The sequence below is a fragment of the Mesorhizobium sp. LNJC394B00 genome, assembly GCF_000502555.1.
In the GTDB taxonomy this organism is placed as follows: Bacteria; Pseudomonadota; Alphaproteobacteria; order Rhizobiales; family Rhizobiaceae; genus Mesorhizobium.
Genome location: NZ_AYWH01000002.1, coordinates 1,314,916 through 1,341,786, shown reverse-complemented (window position 1 = coordinate 1,341,786; position 26,871 = coordinate 1,314,916). Strand labels below are relative to the sequence as shown.

Here is a 26,871-nt window from a genome sequence, read left to right as displayed (position 1 = left end):
GACTGCCATGGCGCTTGCCCTCCAGACCTTTTCGGCCGTCAGGGATGCCAACGCGGCGCTGAAGGCGCCCGGCACCCGCTATCTCGGCGGCGGCACGCTGGTCGTGCGTGCCGCCAATGAAGGCGATGTCTCCGTCACCGGCCTCGTCCGCTCGACCGATCCGACCCTTTCCGAGATTACCGTTGCCGGCGGCAAGGTCCGCATAGGCGCCTCGGTGACGATGGCGGCTATCGCCCGCCATCCGGAGCTTGCGGCGCTGTCCAAGGCCGCACGCGCCGTCGGCGGCCCGGCGATCCGCAATATGGCGACTGTCGGCGGCAATCTGTTCGCACCCGCGCCCTACGGTGATTTCGCTGTCGCCCTGCTGGCGTTGGATGCGACGGTCGGCACCGATGATGGGGAATTGCCTGTCGAGGATTTTCTGGCCAGGCGGGACGGCAGCCGCGCCATCGTCACGTCAGTCGCCTTCGCGCTGCCGAAGGCCGAGAATTTCCGCTTTCTGAAAGTGTCGCGGGTCAAGCCGAAGGGCGTCTCCGTGCTCAGCATCGCCGCCGTTCTCGAACAGGCCGGCGACGGCACTGTCTCCTCGGCGCGGATCGCGCTCGGCTGCATGGCAGACCGGCCGATGCGCGCCCGCGCTGCGGAAAAGGCACTGATCGGCAGCAGGCTTGACCAGGACGGCGTCGCAGCGGCGCTGGCTGCAGCCGGTGAAGGCACTTCGCCAATCACCGATCCGATCGCCAGCGCCTGGTATCGCGCCGAGGTTCTCCCGGTCCATCTCGGCCGGCTGCTGCTTACTTAACCACCGCTTGGGGGGCGCGCGTCTGTCCGATCAATCGGGCAGGCGCGCTGGGAGGAAAACATGGCAAAGGTTCCGGTTCAGTTCACGCTCAACGGCTCGGAGAAGGCCGAATTTGTCGACAGCGGCACGACGCTGCTGCACGCGCTGCGCGACAAGATCGGCGACACCTCGCCCAAGGGCGGCTGCCACCAGGGCACCTGCGGCGCCTGCTCGGTGATCATCGACGGCGAACTCCGGCTCTCTTGCCTGACCGTGGCCGAGACCTGCAGCGGCGCCGACATCCGCACCACATCGGGCCTCGCCGAGGCCGGCGTCCTGCATCCGCTGCAGCGTGCCTTCCTCGACGCCTTCGCCACGCAATGCGGCTTCTGCACGCCGGGCATGATCATGGCCGCCAAGGTGCTGCTCGACCACACGCCCAATCCGAGCCGCGAGGACGTGATCGAGGCGCTGTCCGGCAACATCTGCCGCTGCACCGGCTACGAGCCGATCATCGAGGCGGTGCTGACGACGGCCCGAGCCAATTCGCAGAACGCGGCCTAAGGACCAAAAGAATGGAACTGCGCAAAAACTATTTCGCCGATCAGCGCAAGGACGGCCTGCACGAGATCGGCCATGGGCGGCCGCGGCTGGATTCGCCGGGTCATGTGACGGGCAAGACCGCCTATTTCGCCGACCGCAACGTCCCGAATATGCTTCACCTGAAAATGGTGCGCAGTCCGCACCACCATGCCCGCATCCGTTCGATCGACACTTCCGAAGCGGAGAAGCATCCCGGCGTGGTGAAAATCCTCACCGCCAAGGATGTGCCGCACAATGTCTACACCATCCTGATCCTGATCCAGGTCGGACCGGAAGACGAGACGGTGCTGGCCGACGGCAAGGTACGCTGGAAGGGCGAGGCGGTGGTGGCGGTGCTGGCCGAGACCGAGCGCGCGGCTCAGGAAGCGGCAGCCAAGGTCAAGGTCGACTACGAGGTGCTGCCGGCCGTCTTCGACATGGAAGAAGCGCTGAAGCCTGGCGCGCCTTTGGTCAACGAATATCACGGCCAGAACTATTATCTCTATGACAGCGGCGAATGCCGCAAGGTGCGCTTCGGCGATGTCGAGGCGAGCTTCGCCGGCGCCGACCACATCCTCGAACAGAGTTATCAATCCTCGCCCATCGAGCATGCGCCGACCGAGACCACCGGTTGCGTCGTGGTGCCCGAAGGCAATGACCGCTTCACCTGCTACACCAACACCCAGGCGATGTTCTTCACCCTCGACAACGCCTCGATCATCCTGCAGATGCCCGGCTCAAAACTGCATTTCGTCGGCGGCACTGTCGGCGGCGGCTTTGGCGGCAAGGTCGACGTCATCGTCGAGCCGATCGCCATTCTTGGCGCTAAACAAACCGGACGCCCAGTCTGTTTCGTCTATAGCCGCGAGGAGGAGATGCAGATCTCCTCGCCGCGCGCCGCCGAAAAGATAATCGTCAAGGACGGCGTGATGAACGACGGCCGCATCGTTGCGCGCAAGGTGACCGGCTACACCGATGCCGGCGCCTATTCGCGCCACTCGCCTTATGGCGCGCAGAAGGGAGCGGCGCACTATCCCGGGCCCTACACCATTCCCAATGTCTGGATCGACACTTATTGCGTCTACACCAACCGCACCCCCTCCTCCGCCATGCGCGGCTTCGGCGTCACCATCGGCGACTTCGCGCTTGAGGTGCAGATGGACAAGCTGGCGCGGCTGATCGGCATGGACCCGCTCGAATTCCGCTTCATCAACGCCTATCGCGATGGCGACATGAAGGCGCATCGCCAGCCGACCGAAGGGGCGGCGCTGATCGAGTGCATGCAGGAGGCGTCGCGCGCCGCCAACTGGCCGGTGGCGGAGAAGTATATGGCGATGTCCTCCTACACGGAGGGAGCTTGAGATGGCGATAAGGCGCGGACGCGGCGTCGCCGCGATCAACTACCCGACGGGCATGAACCTTGGCGGCGACCCGACGCAGGCGCTGGTGCATTCGACGCCGACCGGCAATTTCATGGTGACGCTTTCCAGCGTCGATCTCGGTCAGGGCTTGAAGCAGATCATGGCGCAGATCTGCGCCGAGACCATCGGCGTGCCGACGGACCGGGTTACCATCGACACCGCCGACACCGACACCGGTCCGCACTGCATGGGCACCTTCGCCTCGCGCGGCACCCACCGCGCCGGCAACGCCGTCATCCAGGCGGCCAAGGAAGCGCGCCAGGTGATGCTGGAAGTGGCGGCGGAAGAGCTGGAGGTGAACGCCTCCGATCTCGAAACTGATGGCGAGGGCAACATTCTGGTCAAGGGCGCGCCGCAAAAGTCGATCTCGATCTTCGATGTCGCGCTGTCGGCTCATTTCAAGCGTGGCCGCTCGATCTCAGGCCGCGGCATGTTCCTAATCCCGCGCTCCTATCCGGAGAAAGAGACCGGCGCGATGAAGCCGTCGACCTGCTACGCCCATGCCTGCACGGTGGCCGAGGTCGAGGTCGATGACGAGACGGGCGAGGTTACGGTGCTGACCGTGAAGAACGTCTTTGAGATCGGCCGCGCGCTGAACCCGAAAATGGTCGAGCAGCAACTGGTCGGCGGTTCCTGGATGGGCATCAGCCACGCGCTCTACGAAACGACCGAGCCCTATTATCCCAACCGCGACCATGGCGGCACCGACTTCAACCAGTATCTGATGCCGGGACCGGGCGATCTCGCCCAAACCGAGATCATCGTGCTGGAGCGGCCGTCGGCGGATGGTCCTTACGGTGCCAAAGGGCCAGGCGAAATGTGCGCGAACCCGCAGATCCCCGCGGTTGCCAATGCCGTCTTCGACGCCGTCGGCGTGCGCATCGACACGCTGCCGATCACACCGGAGCGCATATTGCGCGCGCTGAAGGCGCAAGCGGCGAACTGATGACGCCAGAGGTGAACGCAGAGACTGTCGCGACCTCGCCGGAGGCGGTGGCGTCCCATCTCGCCGCGTCGCGTTATCTCGCCGACGACAGCCTCGCAACCGCGATCTTCCTGGCGATACGGCTGGGCAAACCGCTGCTGCTCGAAGGCGCGCCGGGCGTCGGCAAGACGGAAGCGGCGAAGGCCATCGCCGAAGCCCTCGGCCGCGATCTGGTGCGGCTGCAATGCTATGAAGGCATCGACGCAGCACACGCGCTCTACGAATGGAACTACCAGCGCCAGCTGCTCGCCATCCGCCATGCCGGCGAGCATGAGATCGACATCTATGACGACCGCTTTCTGATCGCGCGGCCATTGCTGCAGGTGCTGCGGGCGCCGGAGCAGCGCGTGCTGCTGGTCGACGAGATCGACCGCTCCGACCACGAATTCGAAGCGCTGCTTCTCGAATTCCTCTCCGACTTCCAGATCAGCATCCCTGAGCGCGGCACGATCCGCGCCGAGGCGCAGCCGATCGTCATCCTGACCTCGAACCGAACCCGCGAACTGGCGGAGGCGCTGCGTCGGCGTTGCGTCTATCACTGGATCGGCTATCCCGACGCCGAGCGCGAAGCCGCCATCATCATGCTGCGCGCCGGCGATGTCGCCGAGACCACCGCCCGCGCCGTGGCGGCCGCTGTGCAGGAGATCCGCGTCCGCCCGCTGGCCAAGCCGCCCGGCATCTCCGAGGCCGTCGAATGGGCCAACGCCGCCACCATACTGGAGAAAGGCGGCAGCCCATGGCCGCAAGCCTTCCGCCGCGCCATCGGCGTGCTGATCAAGGACGAGGAGGATTTGTCCGCGATCGCGCCGGAGCTTGGTGCCATCGTCGAGGAGGCGCTGGGGTGACGTGTGAGGTCAACAGCTCGTTCACAGCGAGGTGGCCTCACCTGGGCACTCTGCAACGCTGGCGGGACAGCGCCCCCCTCTGTCCTGCCGGACATCTCCCCCACAAGGGGGGAGATCAGCCGTCATCCTGGCTTTCGCCAATCTCCAGCGGCGCAGAAAGAACCGAAGCGCCAAAGCTGCTGATCTCCCCCCTTGTGGGGGAGATGTCCGGCAGGACAGAGGGGGGCGCGAAGGAATGATGCGTCAGGGAACCCTTCCTCTCGCCTCCGCGCCCTTCCTCGACTTCGCCCGGCTGCTGCGCCGCCACGCCTTTGCCGTCGCCCCCGAGCAGGTCTGCAGCTTCATGCAGGCCATAACCCTGCTCGGCCCGCGCTCCATGGCCGACATCCGCGAGGCGGCGCTCGCAACGCTTGCCCCCCCGCCCGATCGCCGCGGCGAATTCGAGGCGCATTTTCGCAATCACTTCCATGGCGATGGCCAACCCTCGATCGAAGGCGAGGAAGACGAGGAAACCCGCATCAAAGACGATTACGGCACGCGCCAGGAGGAGAAACAGACGACGCGCCAGGAGAAAGGCGGCGAGCTGTCGTCGGGCCTGGAGCAACTGAGCACGCGCGATTTTCAGCGCGACGATGACAGGCTGACCGCCTTTCGCCGCAAGCTGTCGGCTGCCCTCCCCGCGCGCCGCTCATTCCGCACCGTGCGCACCCATTCGCGCGGCAAGCTCGACCTGCGCCGCTCGCTCAGGGAAATCGTCAGCGCCGATGGCGATATCCCCTCGCCGCAGCTCCGCCGCCGCCAGACGGTGCCGCGCAAACTGCTGATCCTCATCGACGTCTCCGGCTCGATGAAGCTGCACACATCGGATTATCTCAAATTGGCGCACGCCGCCGTACAAGGTGCTGACCGTGCCGAAATCTTCACCTTCGGCACGCAGCTCACCCGAATCACGTCCGCACTGCGTATCCGCGATCGCGACCAGGCTCTCGCCCGCGCGGCGGCACTCGTAGACGACTGGGACGGCGGCACGCGCATGGGACCGACCCTGCTCGCCTTCCTCTCGGTGCCGCGGTTCTCGGCCTTCACGCGCGGTGCCGCTGTGATCATCCTGTCGGACGCGCTGGAGCGCGGCGACCATGCCGATCTCGAGACCGCGATACGCCGCCTGAGCGCCCGCGCCTTTCGCCTGTCGCTGGCCACACCGCTGGCCGGTGACCCGCGTTTCCTTCCCGCCACGGCAGCACTCCGCGCCATCCTGCCTGATCTCGACGATCTCATCGACGGCTCGTCGCCCGGGAGCCTCACCGATTTCATCCTGTCGCTCGCCCGCCCGGCCCCGGCGGCGTCGGCAATCTGGAAAAGGGTATCGTGATGCAGAAAGCCATCGACGCGCATTTCCACATCTGGCGCCAGCAGGATCAGCCCTGGCTGGTCGGCCCGATGGTGCCGCGCATTTTTGGCCCCTACGAGCCGATTCGCCGCGACTATCCGATCGAGGAATTTCTCGCCGATCAGCAAGGCGCAGGTGTCGAGAAGGCCGTCTATGTCCAGACCAACTGGGCCAAGGAGGATTTCGAAAAAGAAGTCGCCTTCCTGCAGAAGACTGCCGACGAGACCGGCTGGCCGCACGCTATCGTCGGCTATACCGATATGACTGTCGACGATGTCCGGCCCCAGATCGATCGATTGAAAAAGTACCCGCTGCTGCGCGGCGTGCGCATGCAGCTGCATTGGCACGAGACGCCGGCCTTCCGCTTCGCTGCCTCGGCCGATCAGGTCATCGACCCCAAGGTGCGGGCCAATGTCGCGCGGCTTAAAGACTATGGCCTGTCCTTCGACCTGCAGCTTTTCCCTGCCCAGATGAAGGACGGGCTGACGCTGGTCGGCGAGAACCCGCAGATCAACTTCATCCTCACCCATGCCGGCATGCTGACCGGCATGGAGCCGGAAACCACCGAGGCCTGGAAAGCCGGCCTGAGTACTCTATCAACAGCGCCGAACTTCTACGCCAAGCTGTCGGGCCTCGGCACCTTCGCCCACCGCAACGATCCGGCGTTGATTGCCTACATCGTCGACAATGCGATCGACATTCTGGGCGCTGACCACCTGATGTTCGGCTCCAACTTCCCGATAGAGAAGCTCTGGACCAGCCACGCCGAACTGATCAAGGCGCATCGTGCAGCCGTGGCGAAGCACGGTCCGGTGGCGGAAGCGGATATCTTTTGGAATACAGCAGAGAAGGTTTACAGACCGGCATAGCGCACGCTTTCCCTTCTCCCACAGGGGAGAAGCGAAAGCCGCCCCTCACTTCACTTCAAACTCAGGATCGACCGGAATCTGCATCGCAGTCACCAGATGGTTGGTCTGCCCGGCCAGCCCGATGATCGACGCCAGCTCGCCATGCTGCGCATCGGTCAAGCCTTTGGCGCGGGCAGCTGCCGTATGCGAATGGACGCAATAGGAACAGCCATTGGCGGTCGACACAGCGATGTAGATCATCTCCTTGGTCAGCGGATCGATGGCGCTTTCCGTAGCCATCACCACTTTCACCTGGTCCCATGTCCGTTTCAGCAAGGCCGGATCGTTGGCCAGCCCGCGCCAGAAATTGTTGACGAAGTCCGACTTGCGCGTCGCGCGGATGTCGTCGAACACAGCCTTCGCAACCGGGATTTTTTCGACCTCGGCATCGCTGAGGAGTTTTGTGGCGGCCATGGCGTTTCCTTTCGTTGAATCGGTGGATCAGGTGGTTGAATCAGGTTTCGAGCAAGGGCGGCTAACCGGCTATTCCGATTCAGTTTTTGATGCTGACAGAACCATGGCGATTGGCCGAAGCATCTCAGCTTCGTCATTCACGGGCGAAGCAGGCGCGAAGCGCCGTCGCGGAGACCCGAGGATGACGAAGGCGCTGAGGCCTTCGCCAATTGGTGACGTATGCGCACCGTCAAACACCGACCGGCAACCTAGTGCACTGCCGCATACATGATCTTCTCCTCCGTCGCCTCCGCCGGCGAGAACTCCTCCACGATGCGCCCCTGTCGGCACACCAGAATCCGATCCGACAGGTTCATGATTTCCGGCAGGTAGGACGAGATCACCACCACCGCCAGCCCCTCATCGGCCAGCCGGTTGATGATCTGGTGGATCTCGGCGATGGCGCCGACATCGACGCCGCGCGTCGGCTCGTCGAAGATGACGATGCGCGGCTGCTGCACCAGCCCCTTGCCGATCACCACCTTCTGCTGGTTGCCACCGGAAAGCTCGACCACGCGGGCGTTGTCGTTTATCGCCTTGATGTTCAGCGTCTTCGTCCATTCTGCGGAAAGCGTGCGCATCTCCTGCTGGTTGATCACCCAGGCCTTTTCGCGGCCCGCCGCCAGGAGCCCGCCGAACAAATTCTCGGCAATGCCCATCGTCTCGAAAATGCCCTCGCTTTTGCGGTCCTCGGAGACGTAGACGATGCCGTCGGCGACCGCTTCGCTCGGCACGAGATAGCGTACCGGCCGGTCGTCCAGCTCGATGGCGCCGCCGCGCAGGAAATCGCGCTTGTAGATGCCCGACACGATCTTGAAGGTCTCGGTGCGGCCCGAGCCGATCAGCCCGAACACGCCGGTGATCTGTCCCTGAAAGATCGAGAAGGAGGTGTTGCGCACGACATTGCTCATCGAAATGTCCTGCACCGACAGCACCTTCTTGCCGGCCTTGTGCAGCTTCGCCTCGTCGCGCTGGCGGTAGATCTGTCCCGACAAAGTGCGCCCTACCATGGCGGCGACGATCTTGTCGCGATCGAAGGCCGATGTGTCGTCGGTTATGACCAACTCGCCATCGCGCAGGATTGTGATGCGGTCGGCGATCATTAGCGCCTCTTCCAATGCATGGCTGATGAAGACGATCGAGACGCCGTTCGCCTTCAGCCGCCGGATCAGTGCGAAAAAGTGCCGCTTCTCCTCCGGCGTCAGCGTCGCCGTCGGCTCGTCGAAGATGATAATCTCGGCATTGTGGTGAACGGCGCGCGCGATCTCGACCATCTGACGCTTGGCCGCGCCGAGCGTTGCCACCATGGCGTTCGGGTCGACCGGGAAGTTCAGCGATTGCAAAAACTGTTGCGCCGAAATGTAGGTGCCGCGCAGCCGGTTGAGAAACTTTTCGGTGCCGAGATAGAGGTTCTGCGCCACTGTCATCGACGGCACCAGGCTGGTCTCCTGGAACACCATGGCGATGCCGGCCTCGAGCGCCGCATGCGGCGAGGCGTAGGCGATCTCGCGGCCTTTGTGGAACATCTTGCCGGAAGTGGCGTCGACGACGCCGGCAATGATCTTGGTCAGTGTCGATTTTCCGGCGCCATTCTCGCCGAGCAGCGCGTGGATTTCGCCCTTGCGCAGTTCGAAGCTGACTTGTCTGACCGCGGGCACGCCGCGATAGTTCTTGGTGACATTTTCCAGGCGCACGATCGGTTCCATCAGAAACCTCCCGCGTCGAGCACGCAATCGCCGCCCCTGGAGGCGATGAATAGAAGTCCGTCCTTCTCCGCCACGCTGCAAATGCCGTGGCGCGTGCCGTCGGCGCGGCTGTGCAGGCTGAATTGCGGCTGCATGGTCCGGTCGAGCTTCACCACCAGCCCGTAGGAGCGGCTCGGCGACCAGGGCTTGTGGATGCCCATGGTGCGGATGCCGCCACATTGCAGCGGTTCGAGGAAGCTGCGGTTGGAGGCCAGCGCCGGCGCGATCCAATAGGCCGGCGGCACTTGGTCGATCATGTCGCGCCGGTAATGCGTTTCCTGCAGCACGAATTCGATCAGCCGGTTGCGCGGCGCGAACAGGGCCAGCCACGCGCCGCCATCGCCGGCCGGCGCAAGGCGCGCGGGATAGCCGGGCAGATGCGTCAGCACGGTCGAGCGGCTACCGGTTGCACCATCGAAGCGAACGAGCTGGTGACGCCAGCTTTCGCTGACCAGCACATCTCGCCCCGTGGGATGGAGCCCATAGGGAAAGGCGATCTCGCCGGCCACTTTGCGGAACCCGCCGCCGGCTGCGTCCCGCCTCCAAAGCGATCCGGACGCGCCCTTCTTCATCAGGTCGGCGGCCCATAGCGACGGCGCATGCTCAGCCGAGCCATTGGCCAGCCACAACGTGTCGTCCTCGGCATAGGCAAGCGCGGTGATGCAGCTGACGCCAGACGGCAGCGAAACCTCCTTGCCGGCGACCAGCAGCTTGCCGCTCTCAAGTCCGACCGTCAGTTCTCCCGACAGTGATAGAGCCAGCGCAGTGATGGGGGAAGGAAAGGTCTCGACAACCTTCGGCTCCACTTCTGCGGCAAGCGAATAGATGGCGTTGCCGCTGGAAGCGAGCAGCCGGCCATCGGCAACCAGCAGATTGTCGGGTTCGATCAGTCCGGCAAAAACCGGCGCATCATCGAGCCGCGTGTTGGGCCGGAAGGCGCCGTCGAGCGGCGGGATGGTGACGGCCTTGCCGCGAAACATGTCCAAGATGGGATCGAGGATCATGGCTGCGTTCCCCAATAAGAAGCGGAGCTGGTCCAGGTCGGGTCCGCGCCCGCAATCTTGTAGCGGCCGATGCGGTTGTTGAGGATGCCGCCGACGAACAGGAAACCCTTGTGCTCGCGCATCGAGGTGACCATCGGATGCGCGCCGCCGGTGAGGTCGCCCATCGCCTCGATAATGCCGCCCTTGTCGTTGAATTTCACCACGCCGCCGGTGTTGATGTTGGGGAACAGCCACTCGTCCTGCGGCAGCCGGCGCGTCATGCGCTTGCGCATATCGGGATGGCGCAGCGACAGGTCGAAGCTCGGCGTGCGCATGCCGAGCCATGCCATCCAGTAATTGCCGTCGGAGGCGCGGTTGATGTTGTCGGGATAGCCCGGCATGTCGCGGATGACGCATTCGGCGGCGCCCGCCTTCGGCCCTTCCAGCCAGTAGCGATGCACGCGGCAGGCCCAGCTCTCAGCGAAGAACAGCGACTTGCCGTCATGCGCCATGCACACACCGTTGGTGTAGCGGTAGCCGTCGAGCAGTGTCTTCGTCGAACCGTCCTTCGGGTCATAGACCAGCAGCCGGCCGGTGGCGCGGTTCTCGATCGAGTCCAGTGCCCAATCGTGGGCGTCATAGCGCTTGGTGGAGTCAGTGAAATAGATGCGCCCGTCCGGCGCGATGTCGCAATCATTGGGGTCGCGCAGCCGCGCATCGTCGACGATCGAGGTCCAGGAGCGCGACGTCTCGGCCGACAGGCGCTTCACTTCCCGATCCGGCGAGACGGAATAGAGCCCCATGGCGCCGACGCAGCTGATCAGATTGCCCGATTTGTCGAAGGCCAGGCCCAGCGGAAAGCCGCCGATGTGGGCAAACACCTCCGATTTCACATAGTCCGGCGCGAAGAAGCGGACGATCTCGCCATGGCGCGTGCCGCAATAGAGGTGATCGTCGCGGTCGAGGATGACGTCTTCCGGCCCTTCCAACTCGCCGAGCCCGATATGGTCGGCCGCCGACAGCCGGTTGTCGAGCGCGTAGGGCGTGCCTGAGCCCGGCACCGCAGACTGTGTCTCGCCCATCTTGAGATAGACCGGCGCGACATAGACTTCGTTGAGCACCTTATGGCGGTTCTTCAGCCAGCGAATGTCGATCGTCACCGCCATCGCCAGCATGATGCCCAGCACCATCTGGTTGGTGCCGGTGCCATAGCCCAGCCGGATCAGCCCGTTGGTCATGGTCAGCACGATGATGGCGCCCATCAGCCCCTTGATGACCGAGCCGCGGCCACCACCCAGGCTGACGCCGCCGACCACCGCCGCCGTCAGCGCCATGATCTCAAGGTTGAGGCCGGTGCCCGGCCCTGCCCCACTCAGGCGGCAAGCGATCAGGAAGCCGCCGATCGAGGCGCAGAAGCCGGAAAAGACATAGGTCATGAACACGGTGCGGCGCACGCGAATGCCGGCATTGTGCGCCGAGCGCCTGGATCCGCCGACCGCCAGCACATGCCAGCCCGGCCGTGAGCGCGTCAGCGCGATATGGGTGACGATGGCAAGAATGATCGCCAGCCACACCGAGACCGAAAGCCCCCAGAAGGTGCTGTCGCCGATGAAGTCGAGCACATCGGATGTCGCCTGGGAAAGCTGCACGTCTGCGGCATAGGTGGTGACGAGAATATCGAACAGCGCCCGGCCAAAAATGAAGGTGACCAGCGTAGTCAGAAAGGCGCGCAGCCTGAGATAGCCGACGAGGTAGCCGTTGACGGCGCCGAAGATGAGGCCGGTGGCGAGCGATGCCGCCACCGCCAGCCAGATAGACTGTTCGAGAATGAAGAAGACATAGACGGCGGAGAAGCAGGACAGCGCGAAGATCGAACCGACGGACAGATCGATGCCGCCGCCCAGCATCACCACCGTCATGCCGGTGACCACCATCGAGAACTCGCCGAGCTGGCGGGTCGATTCCTGTAGCGAGGTCAGCTTGAAGAAGCCGGGAATGATCGAGCCGAACACGCTGAGCGTCGCCACCAGCGCCAGGAACGGAATGGCGTTGTCGGTCCAGCGTTTTGTCAGGATTTCGCCGACCAGATGGTCGGGCACGAGATTGTAGCGCCAGGACTGGAGGCGTTCGCGAAAGGACATCGGCGGCTGCTATTCCATGAGGGAACGAGGTGACCGGATTGTCCAGCCACCTCGTTTATTTCAGTCGAAAAAGCGCGGCTTACTTCGCCGCCGCTTCGGCCTGCAGCGCCTTCAGGTCCCAGCAGCTGTCGGGCTTGAGGTCGGCCTTGGTCGTAGCCTTCTCCAGTGTGTAGATGTAGGTGTGCGACGTGCCGGCCGGCTGGCCGCTCTGCAGCAGGAACTTGATGATAGCGTTCATGTCGCCGGACTGGCGAGCCAGATCGGTCATCACCACGGCGCCGTAAGTTCCGTCCTGCAATTTGTCGCAATCGGCCGCCTTCTCGCCGCCGCCGGTGGTGACCAAAAAGACCTTGCCGTCGAGCTTGGCGTCGCGGATGGCGGCGGATGCGCCGGTGGCGTCGCCATCCCAGAAGTCGATGATCGAGCAGATGTCGGGGTTCTGCTGCAGCATTGTCGTCGTCACGTTGCGCGACGTCGTCGGATCCCAGTTGGAGTCGGGCTTGGCCACGACTTTGAAGTCGGGGTGCTTCTCCAGCACCTTCATGATGCCGGCATACTGGTAGAGACTGGACGAGTTGGCCTGATCACCCTGCACAAGGCCGATCTTCTTCGACGAATTCTCGCCGCAGCCCTTGATCGCCGCTTCGGCCTCGAGTTGGCCGAGCCGGTCCCAGTCACTGCCGACAAAGGCGTCGGCCGGGAAGTTGGCGGGATTGTCGACCAGTATGACGTAGGTTCCGGCAGCCTGCGCCTTCTTCATCAGCTTGGAATAGGAGTTGAGATCCGGCGCATGGATGATCAGCACGTCCGGCCTTGTGTCGGACGAGATCGCGTCGGTGATCGCCTGTGCGCCGGCATCGACGACCCAGTTCGGATCGCGTGTTTCGAAGGTGCCGCCCCAGGCCTCGACTTCCGTCTTCAGATAGTGCGACCAGCCCTGCGCAAGGTCGAAGCCCATCGCCAGCGGCACCAGCATGACGCGCTTGCCCTTGAGCGCCTGCGCGTATGCGGCCGGGCCCGGATCGTCGGCGGCGAAGGTCGGCGCGACGAAGGCGGTAGCGGCCAGCGCCGTGGCGGCCGCCATCAGTGTTCTGATCAGTTTCATGTCACATCCTCTGTTTTTCACTTATTGCCGGCCGGTCCGCATGACCCGTCGGGTACCCCTTAGATGTCGCCCTGCTGCGCGGTCTGTTCGTCGCGCGGATTGATGATGCCGTCGACGATGATGGCTCCGAGCAGGATCGCCGCCTTGATCAGGTTTTGATAGAGCAGCGGAATGTCGATGATGGTCATCGCGTTCGACAGGATGCCGATAAGTGCAGCGCCCACCAGCACATTGCGCACTCCGCCCCGCCCGCCGGACAGGCCGATGCCGCCGATCACCGCCACCAGCACGATGTCATAGAGCAGCGTCGAGTTGACGACGCGGGTGTTGATCGAGTGCAGGCTCGACGCCGTCAGCAGGCCGGCGATCAGCGCGACGAAGGCCGAAACCACATAACGCAGCACCAGCATTGGCCGCACCGGAATGCCGATGTTGCGCGCGGCGACCGGATTGTCGCCGGCGAAATAGATGTAGCGGCCCCATTTGGTGTAGCGCAGGAACAGGAAGAACAGGAAGGCGAGCCCGGCGAAGACGAACACTTCGATCGGAATGTCGAGGAAACGCAGGCCGCCGAGCAACTCCACCCAATGGCCCTGAGGCACCGGCACCGCATCCTGCGTGATCAGTTGCGAGCGGACATAGCCGAAGACGAAGGAGCCGGTCGCCAGCGTCACGAAGATCGCCGGCACGTCGGCATAGGCGACGAGAAAACCGTTGAGCAGGCCGATGGCGAGCACGCCTGCCAGCACATAGGCGAAGGCGAGCCCATCAGGCGTTCCGGCGTTGAGCAATTGCAGATACCAGGCGACCGACATCGCCATGATCGCCACCGCCGACAGGTCGATGCCCCTGCCGATTATGACGACCGCCATGCCGAGCGCCAAAATGCCCAGCACCGACACCGAGCGGACGATGGCAACGAGATTGTTGGCAGCGATGAAACCAGGCAGCCCAATGGCAGCGGCGACGAACAGCACCACGGCGATGGCAAAGACAATGCCTTCCTGATTCAGGCTCCTGACATTTGGCCAGCCAATCGTGTTCATGTCTGCATTCGCCCCGATGGCAGCTCTGCCACCCCTTCCGAAGAAAGCTAATCGGCTCGGCGCCGCTTCGTCAAATGAATCCGCGCTCGGAACACCCGTTGGCAGTGATAATCTTCCAGTGGACGCACCGATTGCTAGAACTGGCGCAATCCTAGGAAAAGGCTGCGCTTTTGGCATTTGGTTGCACCATTGCGCGTATGCGCGAAGGTGCCGTTCTGAGGCGAAAGCACAAGGCGGAATTAATTGCCGCCTGAGCGGCGAAAATCGCGAATTCAGGTCCTGGACGTGTGGCCTGAAACTTCGGCGCCTGCACCGGGCGGCAGCACGAGGAACCGCAACGCCGCCGCCAGCCCGATGGCGCCGATGACCAGGAAGGCGATGCGAAAATCGACGAGGTCGAGCGCCGGCCGGTGCCTGACGATCTGCGACAGGTTCAGAATGGCAGCCGCCACCGCTACGCCGAACAGCATCGACATCTGCTGCAGCATGGACGACAAAGTTGCCGCCGAGCTGCGCTGCGCCGCATCGATATCGGCGAAGGCCAGAGTATTCAGCGCTGTGAACTGCATCGAGCGCGTCAGGCCGGCGATCAGCATCAGCATCACTACCGGCGCCTGCGGCGTTTCGGGCGAGATCGCCGCGCAGCCCATGATCGAGGCCGAGGCGATCAGGCCGTTGACGACCATGACCGTGCGAAAACCAAAGCGTCGCAGCGTCGGCGTCGTCACCGTCTTCATGCCGAGATTGCCGAGGAAGTAGGCCAGGATCATCAAGCCGGCATCGACCGGCGAAAGGCCAAAGCCGACCTGAAACAGCAGCGGCAAAAGGAACGGCGTGGCGTTGATCGCCACGCGAAAAATGGTGCCGGCGGCAAGCGTAGAGATGGCGAAGGTCTGCACCCTGAACGCGCTGAGATCGAGCAGCGGATGCGGCGCGCGCCGGAGATGCCGCACCGCCAGCCAGCCGATGACGATGCCGGCGGCAACCAGCAGCACGGCGGGCAAGGCGCCGTCTTCCGGATGTGCGATGCGCTCAAGGCCGTAGAGCAGCAGCGCGAGCCCCAGCGACGTGAGGAAAAACCCCGGCCAATCCAGCGGCTTGGGATCGGCCGCGCGGTCGCCCGGAATGAAGCGCGCGACCAGCGCCAGCCCGACGAGCCCAAGCGGGATGTTGATGAAGAAATTCCAGTGCCAGGAGAGATAGGTTGTGATGAAGCCGCCAAGCACCGGCCCGACCACGGGCGCAAACAACGCCGGCCAGGTGATCAGCGCCGTGGCATTGAGCAGCTCCGATTTCGACGTATTGCGCAGCACCAGAATTCGCCCGACCGGCGTCATCAGCGCGCTGCCAAGACCTTGCACGACACGGGCGGCGACAAACTGGGTCAGATTTTGCGAGAAGCCGCAAGCGAGCGAGGCCAGCGTGAACAGCACAATCGCCAGCAGGAAGATGTTGCGCGCGCCGAAGCGGTCGGCAAGCCAGCCCGACAGCGGCACGAACACCGCCATGGTCAGCATGTAGGCGGTGATGCCGATGCTCATCGCCACCGCCGTCACGCCGAAGGATTGTCCCATCTGCGGCAGTGAGGTCGAGATGATCGTCGAATCCAGCAGCTGCATGAAAAAGGCGATGGCAACGATCAACGCCACGCGCCGCGCATTGCTGGCGGTGGCGGCGGAGGCCTCGGTGTCGGGAACGGCAGTCATGGCGAACCGCGTTGAACAGCATATGGCTGGCCCCGTCCAGAGCTTATCCAACAAACTTCCGTGTCGGCTCGCAGCCTGTTATGGATGGGCGGGCGGCCAAGGACATTGCATGAAGCCTATCTATATCGACTACCTCAATGGCCTCGATATCGAAGCCCTGGAGATGACCGACGGCGAAATCATTGCCGCTGTCGAAGCCGGGCTTATGGCGCAAGGCAATGGCCAGACGGTGATCGAGCCGCGCGTCCATCTTGAACCCGACCCTTCCTTCCATGGCCATTTCAACGTTCTGCGCGGCTACGTTGCGCCGCTCGATACGGCGGGCGTGAAAATCGTCGGCGACTATGTCGACAATTATCTGCACGGGCTCCCTTCAGAATTTGGCATTCTAAACCTGTTCGATCCGCGCACCGGCACGCCGCGCGCCATTCTCGACGCCACCGTCATCACCGACATGCGCACCGGCGCCGTCACCGCTATCGGCGCCAAACATCTGGCGCGCAAGAACTCCAAGGTGCTGGCCCATATCGGCGCGCGCGGCACCGCCTACTGGAATGTGCGCCTGCTCGACCATCTCTTCGACTTCGACGAGATCCGCGTCCATTCGCGCCGCCCGGAAAGCCGCGACGGCTTCGCTGCCAAACTCTCGGCCGATCTCGGCAAGAAAGTTACCGCGGTTGCCGACTGGGAAAGCTGCATCAAGGGCGCCGACATCGTCGTCGAAGCCTCACGGCTGCCGGAGCCGCAGCCGCTGCTCAAGACCGAATGGATCAAGCCTGGTGCACTGGTCGTGCCCTACGGCACGATGAGCGCGGTGGAGCTGTCGCTGACCGACATCATGCAGAAAATGGTCGTCGACGATTGGGGCCAGTGCAAGGGCGGCAAGTTCGGCTCGCTGCGCGCCCATGTCGAAACCGGAAGGCTGAGCGAAAAGACGCTGCATGCCGAACTCGGCCAGATCGCCGCCGGCCTCAAAGCTGGACGCGAAAGCGACGACGAGACGATCCTGTTCTGGCATCGCGGCCTGTCGCTGTCCGACATTGCGCTGGGCAAGGCGATGCTGGCCAAAGCAGGAGATAAAGGTATCGGCCAGAGGCTGCGCTTCGCATGAGCGCGCTCGTCCTCACCGGCGCCGGCGTCAGCGTCGAGGACGTTGGGCAGGTTGCCCGCGGCGGCCGCAAGGTCGAGGTTGAGCCTGCTGTCATCGAGAGACTCGACAAAGCGCGAAAAGTGCTCGATCAGGTCGCCGCGTCCGGTCAGCAAATCTATGGGCTCAACACCGGGCTCGGCGCCAATCTCGGCACATCGGTCGAGGGCGATGCCAGCGCCTTCCAGCGCCAGTTGCTGGAAGGGCGAAGCGGCGCTGTCGGCGAACCGTTGCCCCAAGAGGCGGTGCGGGCGACCATGCTTGCGCGCGCAGCGATGCTGGCAGTCGGCGGCTCCGGCATTTCGCCGGCGGCTTTCACCGCCCTTGTCGATGCGCTCAATGCAGGCGTGCATCCGGTAATGCCGCAGTTGGGCTCGATCGGCGCCGGCGATCTCGTGCTGATGGCGGCGCTCGCCCGTCTGCTGACCGGCGACGGCGAAGCTGACTATCAGGGTCGGCGCATGCCGGCGGCCAAGGCGTTGATGATGGCGCGGTTGGCTCCGATCAGCCTGGCGCCGAAAGACGGCCTGTCGCTGATCAACGCCTCGGCGGTATCAGCCGGCACTGGCGCGTTGGTACTGGCCGACGCGCTGTCGGCCTTTGCGCAACAGCAGCAGGCCGGCGCGCTGACCATGGAAGGGTTTGGCGCCAACCGCACCATCCTCGATCCGCGCCTGCATCTGGCGCGGCCGGCAGCCTGCCAGCAACTCGCGGCCAAGGGCCTGCGCGACCTGCTTGCTCGTGACGAGGAGCCGACGCCGACCACCTTGCAGGACCCGCTGTCGATCCGCTGCATGCCGTCGATCCATGGCGCGCTGATCCAGGCGATCGACCAGGCGCGGCTGGCGCTGGAGATCGAACTCAATGCCGCCGCCGACAATCCGCTGGTGCTGGGCGATGACGGGCTGGTCCTGTCGACCGGCAATTTCCACACCGCATCGCTGGCGCTTGCCTTCGAGACGCTCGGCCTGGCGATCGCGCAATGTGCCGCGGCAAGCGTTGCCCGCTTCATCCAGCTCGCCGGCTCCGGCCGCAACGGTCTGCCCAGATATTTGTCGCCGGTCGGCGGCGCCTCGGCCGGTTTCGTGCCGCTGCAAAAGACCGCAACGGCAATCCTGGCCGGCATCCGCCACAAGGCCAATCCGGTGATGCTGGATTTCCTGGCCGTGTCCGAAGGCGTAGAGGACCACGCCACGCAGACGCCGCTTGCCGTGTCGAAATGCGCCGGGATGATCGCGCTGTGGCGACGGCTGATCGCCTTCGAACTGATGGCCGCCGCACAGGCCGTGGACCTGCGCGACGGTCTCAAGCTGGCGCCCGGCACAGCAGCGGTCCATACCGCGGTGCGCGCGCATGTAGCGATGCTCAGGGAGGACCGGCCGCTGGGAACGGATGCCGAGGTGCTCCATGCCATGCTCGCCGACGGAACATGGCAAGGTGCAGCGATGATCGGCAAGGAGGCCGAGTAGTCAGCCCTTTGCGTCCACCCGTTTCATGAACAGGCTGAGCTCGGCCGGATCCATGCGCACGACATGCCTGTCTTCCGGATAGGCGCCGCTATCGACGTCGGCAACGTACTCGGAAAACGCCGCGACGCGTTCCGCCTGCAGACGATCGTACTCGGCGGCGAAGTTGCGGTAGACCTTGGAATGGCGCGGCATGTGGCCCCGGTTCTGGCCAAGAATATCGTCGGCAAACAGATATTGCGCGTCGCAGCCGGTGCCCGCACCCATCGACAGCATGATCAGCGAGGTCCGTTCCGAGATCGCCTTCGCCACCTCGATCGGCACCACTTCGATCTCGGCGCCGAGAGCTCCAACGGCCTCATACTGCTTGACCGCCTCAAAAATCTGCATGGCGGTGTCGGCGGTCTTGCCGACGGCCTTGAAGCCGCCGGTCCAGGTGGCGCGGGACGGAATGAGGCCGACATGGCCGATGACGGGGATCGCGTCGTCGGCGAGCCGCTTCACGGTGGCGAAACCGGCGCTGCAATAAACGGCGTCGGCGCCGGCCTTGTAGAGCCGGAACGCCCAGCGCAGGAAATCGTCCGCCGTGCCGATCTCATAAAAATTCTCGCCCGGCATGGTGAACAGGCTGGGCGCCGCATCGCGATACTCAGGGTTGAGCACCAGCTCGGGCGGCACCGAGACGATATCGACCCCTGCCCGCTCGGCAGCCTCGGCCTCGTCCATGGTCAGGACGCGCAGCATGGTCAGCTGGCGCTTGCCCTTCATGGCGCGCAGATCGGCGACGGTCGGTCTCTTTCGGCTCATCGGGATGTCCCTGTTGGCTGGTTGCTTTTCCCGGTCACCTTACCGGCCCCGTAACAGGCCGGATAGAAGGCGGGTGGTTTATTCGCTACTCGGCCGCCGCCGACATATCGAGCTCGTGAAATTCACCGCGATAGGGCCGCGCCGTCGGCGGCAATTCGCGCTTGAGGAAATAATCCTCGTACCGCAGCTGCTTCAGCAGCACCGGCCAGACCTCGCGATAGGCATGCCACATGGACGGGTTCGCCGCCGGCAGGTCGTGCTTGACCAGCTCGTGCAGCCTCGGCAGCGCATGGTAGGGCACCATCGGAAACATGTGATGCTCGACGTGGTAATTCATGTTCCAGTAGATGAAGCGGCTGACCGGGTTCATGTAGACGGTGCGCGTGTTCAGCCGGTGGTCGACGACATTGTCGGCCAACCCGATATGCTGCAGCAGGCCGGTCAGAACCATGTGCCAGCTGCCATAAAAACGCGGCAGGCCGATCAGCACCAGCGGCAGCCATGAACCCAGCGCGATCGCGAGGGCGATCGTCGCAACGTACACGGCGACATGCCAGCGCGCCGCCGTGATGGCCTTGCCCTGTTCGGTCTCAGGAATGTAGCTCTTTTCGTCGTCCGACAGCTTGCCCAACGCCTGGCGCGCCAGGATCGGCAGCGAATAACGGAAATCGAGAATGCCGGTGAAGGCAAGCGCCGCCTTGACCAGATTTGGCGGCCGCATTACCGCGATCTCGGCGTCACGGCCGACGATGATCGTGTCGGTGTGATGCCGCGCATGGCTCCAGCGCCATTGCACCGGATTGCGCACCACCATGAAGCTGGCGATTTCGTAGATCGCATCGTTCATCCAGCGTGTGCGGAAGGCGGTGCCATGGCCGCATTCGTGCCAGCGCGAATCGCTCGACGATCCATAGAGCACGCCATAGACGAGCAGGAACGGCACCACCCACCACGTGCCCCAGAACCACACGATGCCGGCGGCCGAGCCCAGGATGGCTGCGATCCAGATCACCGTATCGCGGATCGCCGGCCCGTCGGAGCGCTGCATCATTTCCTTCATTGCCTTGCGCGGCACGTCGGTGTGATACCACTCGGCCGAGGCCAGCCCGGTCTCGATCGCCCGGCGGGTGCTTTCGCCGACCAGGCCGTAATCGCGCTTTGTCTTGGCCGTCGCCATCACCGTCTCGCCCTGCCCTTAGAGACCGTTGGCGCGGAATTTCCCGTCGAGGAATGTCTTTGCGCGCGGCACGTCGTCCTCGGTCAGATGCTCGATGATAACAGGGATGTTCGGGTGCTTCTCACTGAGCCGCTGCAGATAGAGATCGTAATTCAGCGATCCCAGCCCGGGCGCCGGCAGCTCGATCTCGCCGACGCCGCGGAAGGTCAGCCCCTCATGCGCGTCCGCGTCGCCGATATCGGCATGCTTCTCGGTCTTGTCGCTGCCTGAGCGCTTGACGTCCTTGGCGTGCGCGATGCGGATCTTGTCGGCCAGCGTGTCGAACACCTGGTTCAGCACCTGGTCCATGCGGTCGATATTGTGCGCCTCGAAATAATTGGTCGGATCCATCAGCAGGCCGAGGCCCGGATGGTCGACCTGCGCGAACATTTTGACCGTCTCCTCGACCGAACCGACGACATTGTTGACATAGGTTTCGAGCAGGAACACCGCGCCATGGTCGTAAGCCGTCTGGGCAAGATCCGAGATCACCTTGCGGCATTCCTCGAAGCCTTCCTCGGTCTTGTTTTTGGGATGATGCACCCAGTCGGATTCGGTGTTGTAGGTGCCGGTCTCCGAGATCACGTAGGGCGAGCCGAAGTCGCGCGCANGATGCACCCAGTCGGATTCGGTGTTGTAGGTGCCGGTCTCCGAGATCACGTAGGGCGAGCCGAAGTCGCGCGCATTGCGGATGATTTCCTTGAGATAGCCGACGCGCTTCTCGCGCTCGGATTTGTCGGGATGGATGATGTTGGTGTAGCCCGAGATGCAGCAGACCGGCAGATTGTGGTCGCGAAACGTGTCGCGCACTGTCCTCGCCTTGTCCCCGGTGATCTGCCCGGCCGTGAGATCGACATCCCTGAAATGCATGTCGAGCTGCACTGTGTTGAAGCCGAGTGCACGGATGCGGCGGGCGGCCTCCGCCAGCTCATAGGGAAATAGCCGGTGAAGATACCTGCCTGCATCATGATGTGAACTCCTCCCGGTAAGCGATTCAGCCGCCACACTATTCGGCGGCATGTTCAGTCGATCGATATCTCGGACAGTTTGACGGTGCGGCCTTGCGCCATCGAGCGGTAGCCCGCCTCGACCAGTGCCATTGTCTTGACGTTATCGGCGACGGAGAGCGCCGGCGGCGCGCCTGTCTTCACCGCATGCTGCAATTGCTCCATCACGCCGATGAAGGCATGCGGGAACCACATCGTGTCCCAGCTCGGGCTGACCCATTCGCCGCCGGTCGTCTTGGTCGACGCATAGGTCAGCGTCGAGGCCACGCCTTTCGGCCAGCCGATCGTGCCTTTGGCGACACCCTTGGTGCCGTCGACGCGCCAGTTGATGTGCTGGTCGTCCTCATAGCCCTCCTGGCGCGGTCCGGACCAGACATCCTCCAGCGACACGGCGAGCACGCCGGAGGGAAAGCGCAGCGNATAGCCCTCCTGGCGCGGTCCGGACCAGACATCCTCCAGCGACACGGCGAGCACGCCGGAGGGAAAGCGCAGCGTCGAGACGGTGATGCCGTCTGAATGGTCGAATGTCGTGCGCGGATCCTTGCGCGTCAGCGTGGTGATTTCCGAGGGATCGCCGAACAGGAAGCGCAGCACGTCCAGATGATGCACGCTCATATTGGCGAGCGTCAGCCGGTCGTAGTCCTGAAGGAAAGTCTGCCAGTGCGGGATCGCATGCATGTCGATCTGCGCAAAGACGATGTCGCCCAGTGCGCCGCTGTCGATGATCTGCTTCAGGACGCGCATCGACTGGTCGTAGCGCATGTTCTGGTTGACCGAGAGGATCTTGCCTGACTTGGCTGCCTCGTCGCGCAGCTTCACGGCTTCATCGACCGACAGCGCCAGTGGCTTCTGCGCCAGGATCGCCTTGATGTGGGGCTGCTTCAGCGCATGGCGGATCAGCGCCGGCTGCTGGTCGGGTGGAAAGGCAAGGTCGACGATCTCGACCTCGGAATCCTCGATCAGCTGTTCCGGTGTGTCGTGGATGGTCGGAATGCTCCAGCGTGCAGCTACCTTCTCGGCGCTGGCCTTGGTGCGCGAAGCGATGGAGACGACTGGGAAACCGGCCTGCGCATAGGCGGCAAGATGGCATTCGGCCATGATCATGCCGGCGCCGATGCAGCCGATCCGGTATTCGCTGGTGCGAACCCTTACATCCGGCTCGAAACCCTGGCCTGCCATCCATTCCTCCCTGGAGGACGGATATAACGTCATGGCCCGTCGATCAGCCAAGGTCCGCTCCATCAATTCCCATCAGAACCATGCCGGGGTGACGGTGCGAACTAGTTTGCGGCAATCAGCACAGTGCTTTCCGGCGACCAGCTGAGCATTACATCCTGGCCCTCGGCCAGCCGGTCATTGCCGGTATTCTGGACGATGACCTTCAGCGTCTGGCCGGCGCGCTCGACGAAATAGGTGCTGTTGTTGCCGGCGAAGATGCGCTTGGAGATCTGGCCCTTCAGAGCGTTGGCATTGGCCGCATCCGCAACCCCGGCATCGGTCGCGATGCGAATGCGTTCGGGACGCACGGCGCAGCTGGCCTTCGTACCGGCGGCAAGCCGATCACCCACCCCGGCGGCGATCGCCGTGCCGTCAGGCAGCCGGATGCCGTTGCCGGTCGCATCGCCGCGAAAAATGTTTGCGTCGCCAAGGAAGGTGGCGGCGAACTCGCTCTTCGGCCGGTTGTAGATCTCCTCCGGTGGCCCTTCCTGCACGAGCTTGCCGTCGCGCAAGATGCCGATGCGGTCGCTCATCGTCAGCGCCTCTTCCTGGTCGTGGGTGACGAAGATGGTGGTGATGCCGACCTCGCGCTGGATGCGTTTCAGCTCGATCTGCATGTCAACGCGCAGCGCCTTGTCGAGCGCGCCGAGCGGCTCGTCGAGCAGCAGCACGCGCGGCTTGGTGACGATGGCGCGCGCCAGCGCCACACGCTGGCGTTGGCCGCCGGAGAGCTGGTGCGGCCGGCGCTCGCCGAGCTTCCCGAGTTGGACGAGATCGAGCGCGCGCTGCACTTCGGTGGCGATCGTCGCTTTCGTTTCGCCGCGCACCGACAGGCCGAAGGCGACATTGTCGGCAACGCTCATATTGGGAAACAGCGCATAGTTCTGGAACACCATGCCGATGCGCCGCTTTTCGACCGGCACGCGTTCCACACTCTCGCCGCCAATGGCAATGCGGCCAGTATCGGGAAAGTCGAAGCCGGCGATCTGGCGAAGCAGCGTGGTCTTGCCGCTGCCCGATGGGCCGAGCAACGCATAAAAGCCGCCATCGGCGAAATCGATGGAGACGTCGTCCAGCGCCTTGTGCGCGCCAAAACTGCGCGAGACGTTCGATACCTGCACGCCGGCCATTATTTCTCTCCGCCGAATTTGAAGAAGCGCGCCGTGAGCAGCATCAGCGCCATCGACACGACGATGATGATGGTCGAGACCGCGTTGATCTCGGGCGTGAACCCCTTGCGGATCGCGGCGTAGATTTCGACCGGCAGCGTCGTCTGCCCCGGGGTCGCCAGGAAGTAGGAGACGACGAACTGGTCGAACGACACGGCAAATGCGAACAAGCCGCCGGCAATGACGCCGGGCATGATCCACGGCAGCGTCACACGCCTCGTCACTTGCCACTGGTTGGCGCCGAGCGAGCGCGCCGCCTCTTCCAGCTCCGGTGCAAAAGTCTGCAGCCGGGCCGAGACGACGACGATGACATAGGGCAGCGCCAGCGCCACATGGCCGAGCAGGATGGCGAACAGGCCGCGGCCAATGCCGACGCCGAAGAAGAAGATCAGCATCGCCGTGCCGGTGATCAGCCATGGAATGGCGATCGGCGGAAACAGCAGTGCCTGCAGGACTTTCTTGCCGCGGAAATCATAGCGGAACAGCGCCAGCGATGCCGCCGAGCCCAGCACCACTGAGATGAGCGTGGTGATGATTGCGATCTCGAGGCTGTTCCAGGTCGCCGCGATCAGCTGGTCATTCTGCCAGAGCGAGGCATACCATTCCGTCGTCCATTCGAACGGCAATTGGTAGAAGGGCGAGACGTTGAACGACATCAGCGCCATGATGATGATCGGCAGATAGAGGAAGGCGAGCAGCAGGAAGATGTAAAACCGGCCCAGCCCTTGGAGGATGCGGGTGGTCTTCATCACGCGGCCCTCTTCAGCACCGGCGAGGCAACTGCGAGGATGACCAGCACGACGGCGAGCAGGATGAACGACAATGCCGCACCAAGCGGCCAGTTGAACACGGCGACGAACTGGTCTTCGATCACCGTGCCGTAGAAGGTGCCGGTGCGACCGCCGAGAATGCGCGGCTCCATGAACGAGCCGACGACCGGCACGAAGATCAGTGCCGCACCTGCCACCAGGCCGGGCATAGACAGCGGGATGATCACCCGCTTCAGCACCTGCAGCCGCGAGGCGCCGAGCGAGCGCCCGGCCTCGATCAGCGAGTCGTCGATTGCCTGCAGCGTGAGATAGCAGGTCAGCACCATATAGGGCACGTAGGAGTGCACCAGGCCGATGATGATTGCGGGATAGGAATACATCAGGTCGATGTTGATCTTGAACGGCAGCACGGCGTTGAGCGCCGTGTCGAGGATGCCGCCCTCGCGCAGCACCATCGCCCAGGAGAAGATGCGCACCAGCCCGTTCGACCAGAACGGCAGGATGACCAGCAGGAAGATCGCCTCGCGGCTGCGCCCCTTCAGCACCTTGGCCAGCACATAGGCGGCGGGGTAGCCGATGACGACGCACCACAAAGTCACTTCGAGGCCGAGCCGCAGCGAAGCGAGCAGCAGCGTCAGGTACAGGCTCTGCGAGAAGAAGGCGGCGTAATTGCCAAGGGTGACCGCCCACGGCTTTCCCGACAGCGGCAGGTCGGTCATGAAGGAGAAGAATACCATGGCCGAGAGCGGCAGGAAGATCGCCACCATCAGCCAGAGATAGGCCGGCGCCAGCAGCGGCAGGGCCGATCTCAGCCCGCTGCGCGACGCGACCGCACCCTGTACTGCCATGATACCCTCCTCCCCAGGATTGAAGGGCCAGCCGGCGCCAACCGCCGGCTGGTCCGGACGTGAGCGTTACTTCACGTCGACTTTGAGCTGCTGCCACAGCGCCAGATAGGCCTCGCGCTGCGCGTCGGTGATCGGCGCCTGGAACTGGATGCGCTTGGCCACCTCGGGATCGCCCATCACCTTGCGGTTGAAGGAGTCTTCAGGCAGCGCTTCCACCGCCTTGGTGTTGGCCGACACCGGAGCGCCGACCTTGGTGACCCATTCGACATAGAATTTCGGATCGATCATCCAGTTGATGAAGGCCTGCGCACCTTCGACATTCTTCGAGCCCACCGGGATCGAGAACGCGTCGAGCCAGGCGACGGCGCCTTCCTGCGGAACGACCAGCGAGACCGGCAGCTTGAAGTGGGTCTTGGCGCGATCGGCCGAGCCGCTCCAATAGGTGCCGATGTCGATCTGGTTGGAGGCGACCATCTGGTTCCAGTCGTTCTCCGAACTCCAGAACGTCTTGATCTGCGGCATCAGCGAGGTAAGCTTCGCCTTGACCGCTTCCATATCCTTGATGTCGTTGATATTCTGACCGGTGGCGATGGCGCCGAACTGCACCGCTTCGACAGCGTCGTCGCGAATGACGACCCGGCCCTTATGCGCTGGGTCCCACATTTCGGCGATCGAGGTCGGTGGCTTGTCGAAGGACTTTTCGTTGATTGCCAGCGCCGTCAGGCCCCACACCCACGGCACGCCATAGACCTTGCCGTCATGGTCGAGCATCGGCGATTGCGCCTTGTCCTTGCTGATGTCGGCATAGTTCGGCAGCTTCGAGACATCGATCGGCTGGATCAGCTTTTCCGCCATCGCCTGATCGTTGAAGGCGGCGTTGATCATGACCACGTCATAGAGGCCCGGATTGGTGCGGATCTTGGTCAGCATTTCCTGTTCGGAATTGAAGAAGTCGTTGACGACCTTGTTGCCGGTCGCCTTTTCGAAGGCTTCGATCGCCCACGGCTCGTCGGCGCCGTAGCCCTTCCAGTTGAGCACATGCACTTCGGCGGCACTGGCGGCCAGCGTGAGCGCGGAGGTGATGACGGCGGTCGCCGTCAGCAGGGCAGTCAGTCTTGGCATGCGCATGTTC

Annotated in this window: 23 protein-coding genes and 1 pseudogene; 9 read left to right on the top strand and 15 right to left on the bottom strand. The window is 63.7% G+C overall.

Translation table 11 applies throughout. The features are described from left to right. Positions 1-7 precede the first annotated feature (7 nt). The 7 genes from X751_RS153215 to X751_RS153245 all read left to right on the top strand — a co-directional run bounded on the left by X751_RS153215 (position 8) and on the right by X751_RS153245 (position 6,873). Positions 8-802: an FAD binding domain-containing protein gene (locus X751_RS153215; RefSeq protein ID WP_023744556.1), complete on the top strand. Its 795-nt coding sequence runs from the start codon at positions 8-10 to the stop codon at positions 800-802. 60 nt (positions 803-862) lie between these two features. Continuing rightward, positions 863-1,345, top strand: coding sequence for a (2Fe-2S)-binding protein (locus X751_RS153220; RefSeq protein WP_023707708.1), 483 nt, complete (start codon positions 863-865; stop codon positions 1,343-1,345). A gap of 11 nt (positions 1,346-1,356) precedes the next feature. Continuing rightward, positions 1,357-2,724 carry a xanthine dehydrogenase family protein molybdopterin-binding subunit gene (locus X751_RS1000000168455; protein WP_023744555.1) on the top strand — a complete coding sequence of 456 codons (1,368 nt, stop codon included), beginning with the start codon at positions 1,357-1,359 and terminating at the stop codon, positions 2,722-2,724. Between the two features lies 1 nt (position 2,725). Next, the gene (locus X751_RS1000000168450) at positions 2,726-3,730 is read left to right on the top strand and encodes a molybdopterin cofactor-binding domain-containing protein (RefSeq protein ID WP_023690781.1); all 1,005 of its coding nucleotides are present in this window, start codon (positions 2,726-2,728) and stop codon (positions 3,728-3,730) included. Beyond that, on the top strand, positions 3,730-4,614 hold the full coding sequence (locus X751_RS153235) for a MoxR family ATPase (RefSeq protein WP_023744554.1): 885 nt from the start codon (positions 3,730-3,732) through the stop codon (positions 4,612-4,614). Before X751_RS1000000168450 ends, X751_RS153235 begins: the two co-directional genes overlap by 1 nt. Positions 4,615-4,849: 235 nt before the next feature. Beyond that, on the top strand, positions 4,850-5,986 hold the full coding sequence (locus X751_RS153240; RefSeq protein ID WP_023744553.1) for a VWA domain-containing protein: 1,137 nt from the start codon (positions 4,850-4,852) through the stop codon (positions 5,984-5,986). Next, complete coding sequence (locus X751_RS153245; RefSeq protein ID WP_023687944.1) at positions 5,986-6,873, top strand: amidohydrolase; 888 nt, start codon at positions 5,986-5,988, stop codon at positions 6,871-6,873. The genes X751_RS153240 and X751_RS153245 overlap by 1 nt, the downstream gene beginning before the upstream one ends. Before the next feature lie 45 nt (positions 6,874-6,918). Here the strand turns inward: X751_RS153245 and X751_RS153250 are convergent, their stop codons facing one another. From X751_RS153250 to X751_RS153280, 7 genes are all read right to left on the bottom strand, one after another. Next, positions 6,919-7,326 (bottom strand): carboxymuconolactone decarboxylase family protein, encoded by a 408-nt coding sequence (locus X751_RS153250; protein ID WP_023736013.1) that lies wholly within the window; start codon positions 7,324-7,326, stop codon positions 6,919-6,921. 248 nt (positions 7,327-7,574) lie between these two features. Next, complete coding sequence (locus tag X751_RS153255) at positions 7,575-9,071, bottom strand: sugar ABC transporter ATP-binding protein (protein ID WP_023744552.1); 1,497 nt, start codon at positions 9,069-9,071, stop codon at positions 7,575-7,577. Next, complete coding sequence (locus tag X751_RS153260) at positions 9,071-10,114, bottom strand: hypothetical protein (RefSeq protein WP_023696217.1); 1,044 nt, start codon at positions 10,112-10,114, stop codon at positions 9,071-9,073. Before X751_RS153260 ends, X751_RS153255 begins: the two co-directional genes overlap by 1 nt. Beyond that, a complete protein-coding gene (locus X751_RS153265) occupies positions 10,111-12,234 on the bottom strand; it encodes an SMP-30/gluconolactonase/LRE family protein (protein WP_023744551.1) in 2,124 nt (707 codons plus the stop codon). Before X751_RS153265 ends, X751_RS153260 begins: the two co-directional genes overlap by 4 nt. A 79-nt stretch (positions 12,235-12,313) precedes the next feature. Continuing rightward, positions 12,314-13,339 carry a sugar ABC transporter substrate-binding protein gene (locus tag X751_RS153270; protein WP_023668177.1) on the bottom strand — a complete coding sequence of 342 codons (1,026 nt, stop codon included), beginning with the start codon at positions 13,337-13,339 and terminating at the stop codon, positions 12,314-12,316. Between the two features lie 59 nt (positions 13,340-13,398). Beyond that, the gene (locus tag X751_RS153275; RefSeq protein WP_023668176.1) at positions 13,399-14,385 is read right to left on the bottom strand and encodes an ABC transporter permease; all 987 of its coding nucleotides are present in this window, start codon (positions 14,383-14,385) and stop codon (positions 13,399-13,401) included. Positions 14,386-14,657: 272 nt separating this feature from the next. Next, positions 14,658-16,091 (bottom strand): DHA2 family efflux MFS transporter permease subunit, encoded by a 1,434-nt coding sequence (locus X751_RS153280; protein WP_023744550.1) that lies wholly within the window; start codon positions 16,089-16,091, stop codon positions 14,658-14,660. A 109-nt stretch (positions 16,092-16,200) separates the two neighbouring features. On the opposite strand from X751_RS153280, the gene X751_RS153285 reads away from it, so the two are divergent. Beyond that, positions 16,201-17,202 carry an ornithine cyclodeaminase family protein gene (locus tag X751_RS153285; protein ID WP_023744549.1) on the top strand — a complete coding sequence of 334 codons (1,002 nt, stop codon included), beginning with the start codon at positions 16,201-16,203 and terminating at the stop codon, positions 17,200-17,202. Continuing rightward, a complete protein-coding gene (hutH, locus tag X751_RS153290) occupies positions 17,199-18,707 on the top strand; it encodes a histidine ammonia-lyase (RefSeq protein WP_023744548.1) in 1,509 nt (502 codons plus the stop codon). The genes X751_RS153285 and hutH overlap by 4 nt, the downstream gene beginning before the upstream one ends. Here hutH and X751_RS153295 read toward each other — a convergent pair whose 3' ends face one another. The 8 genes and pseudogenes from X751_RS153295 to X751_RS153325 all read right to left on the bottom strand — a co-directional run bounded on the left by X751_RS153295 (position 18,708) and on the right by X751_RS153325 (position 26,867). Continuing rightward, positions 18,708-19,511 (bottom strand): 3-methyl-2-oxobutanoate hydroxymethyltransferase, encoded by an 804-nt coding sequence (locus tag X751_RS153295; RefSeq protein ID WP_023682254.1) that lies wholly within the window; start codon positions 19,509-19,511, stop codon positions 18,708-18,710. 85 nt (positions 19,512-19,596) lie between these two features. Continuing rightward, a complete protein-coding gene (locus X751_RS153300; RefSeq protein WP_023712101.1) occupies positions 19,597-20,688 on the bottom strand; it encodes a fatty acid desaturase family protein in 1,092 nt (363 codons plus the stop codon). Positions 20,689-20,706: 18 nt separating this feature from the next. Next, positions 20,707-21,695, bottom strand: a pseudogene (locus X751_RS01000000163745) (sugar phosphate isomerase/epimerase). Between the two features lie 54 nt (positions 21,696-21,749). Continuing rightward, positions 21,750-22,913, bottom strand: coding sequence for a Gfo/Idh/MocA family oxidoreductase (locus X751_RS153305; RefSeq protein ID WP_023744547.1), 1,164 nt, complete (start codon positions 22,911-22,913; stop codon positions 21,750-21,752). A gap of 101 nt (positions 22,914-23,014) precedes the next feature. Beyond that, entirely contained in the window at positions 23,015-24,082 is a 1,068-nt protein-coding gene (locus X751_RS153310; protein WP_023690769.1) for an ABC transporter ATP-binding protein, read from the bottom strand. Further along, a complete protein-coding gene (locus X751_RS153315) occupies positions 24,082-24,870 on the bottom strand; it encodes an ABC transporter permease (RefSeq protein WP_023744546.1) in 789 nt (262 codons plus the stop codon). The genes X751_RS153310 and X751_RS153315 overlap by 1 nt, the downstream gene beginning before the upstream one ends. After that, the gene (locus X751_RS153320; protein WP_023744545.1) at positions 24,870-25,739 is read right to left on the bottom strand and encodes an ABC transporter permease; all 870 of its coding nucleotides are present in this window, start codon (positions 25,737-25,739) and stop codon (positions 24,870-24,872) included. Before X751_RS153320 ends, X751_RS153315 begins: the two co-directional genes overlap by 1 nt. A 66-nt stretch (positions 25,740-25,805) precedes the next feature. Further along, positions 25,806-26,867 carry an ABC transporter substrate-binding protein gene (locus X751_RS153325; RefSeq protein ID WP_023687931.1) on the bottom strand — a complete coding sequence of 354 codons (1,062 nt, stop codon included), beginning with the start codon at positions 26,865-26,867 and terminating at the stop codon, positions 25,806-25,808. Between the last annotated feature and the right edge of the window lie 4 nt (positions 26,868-26,871).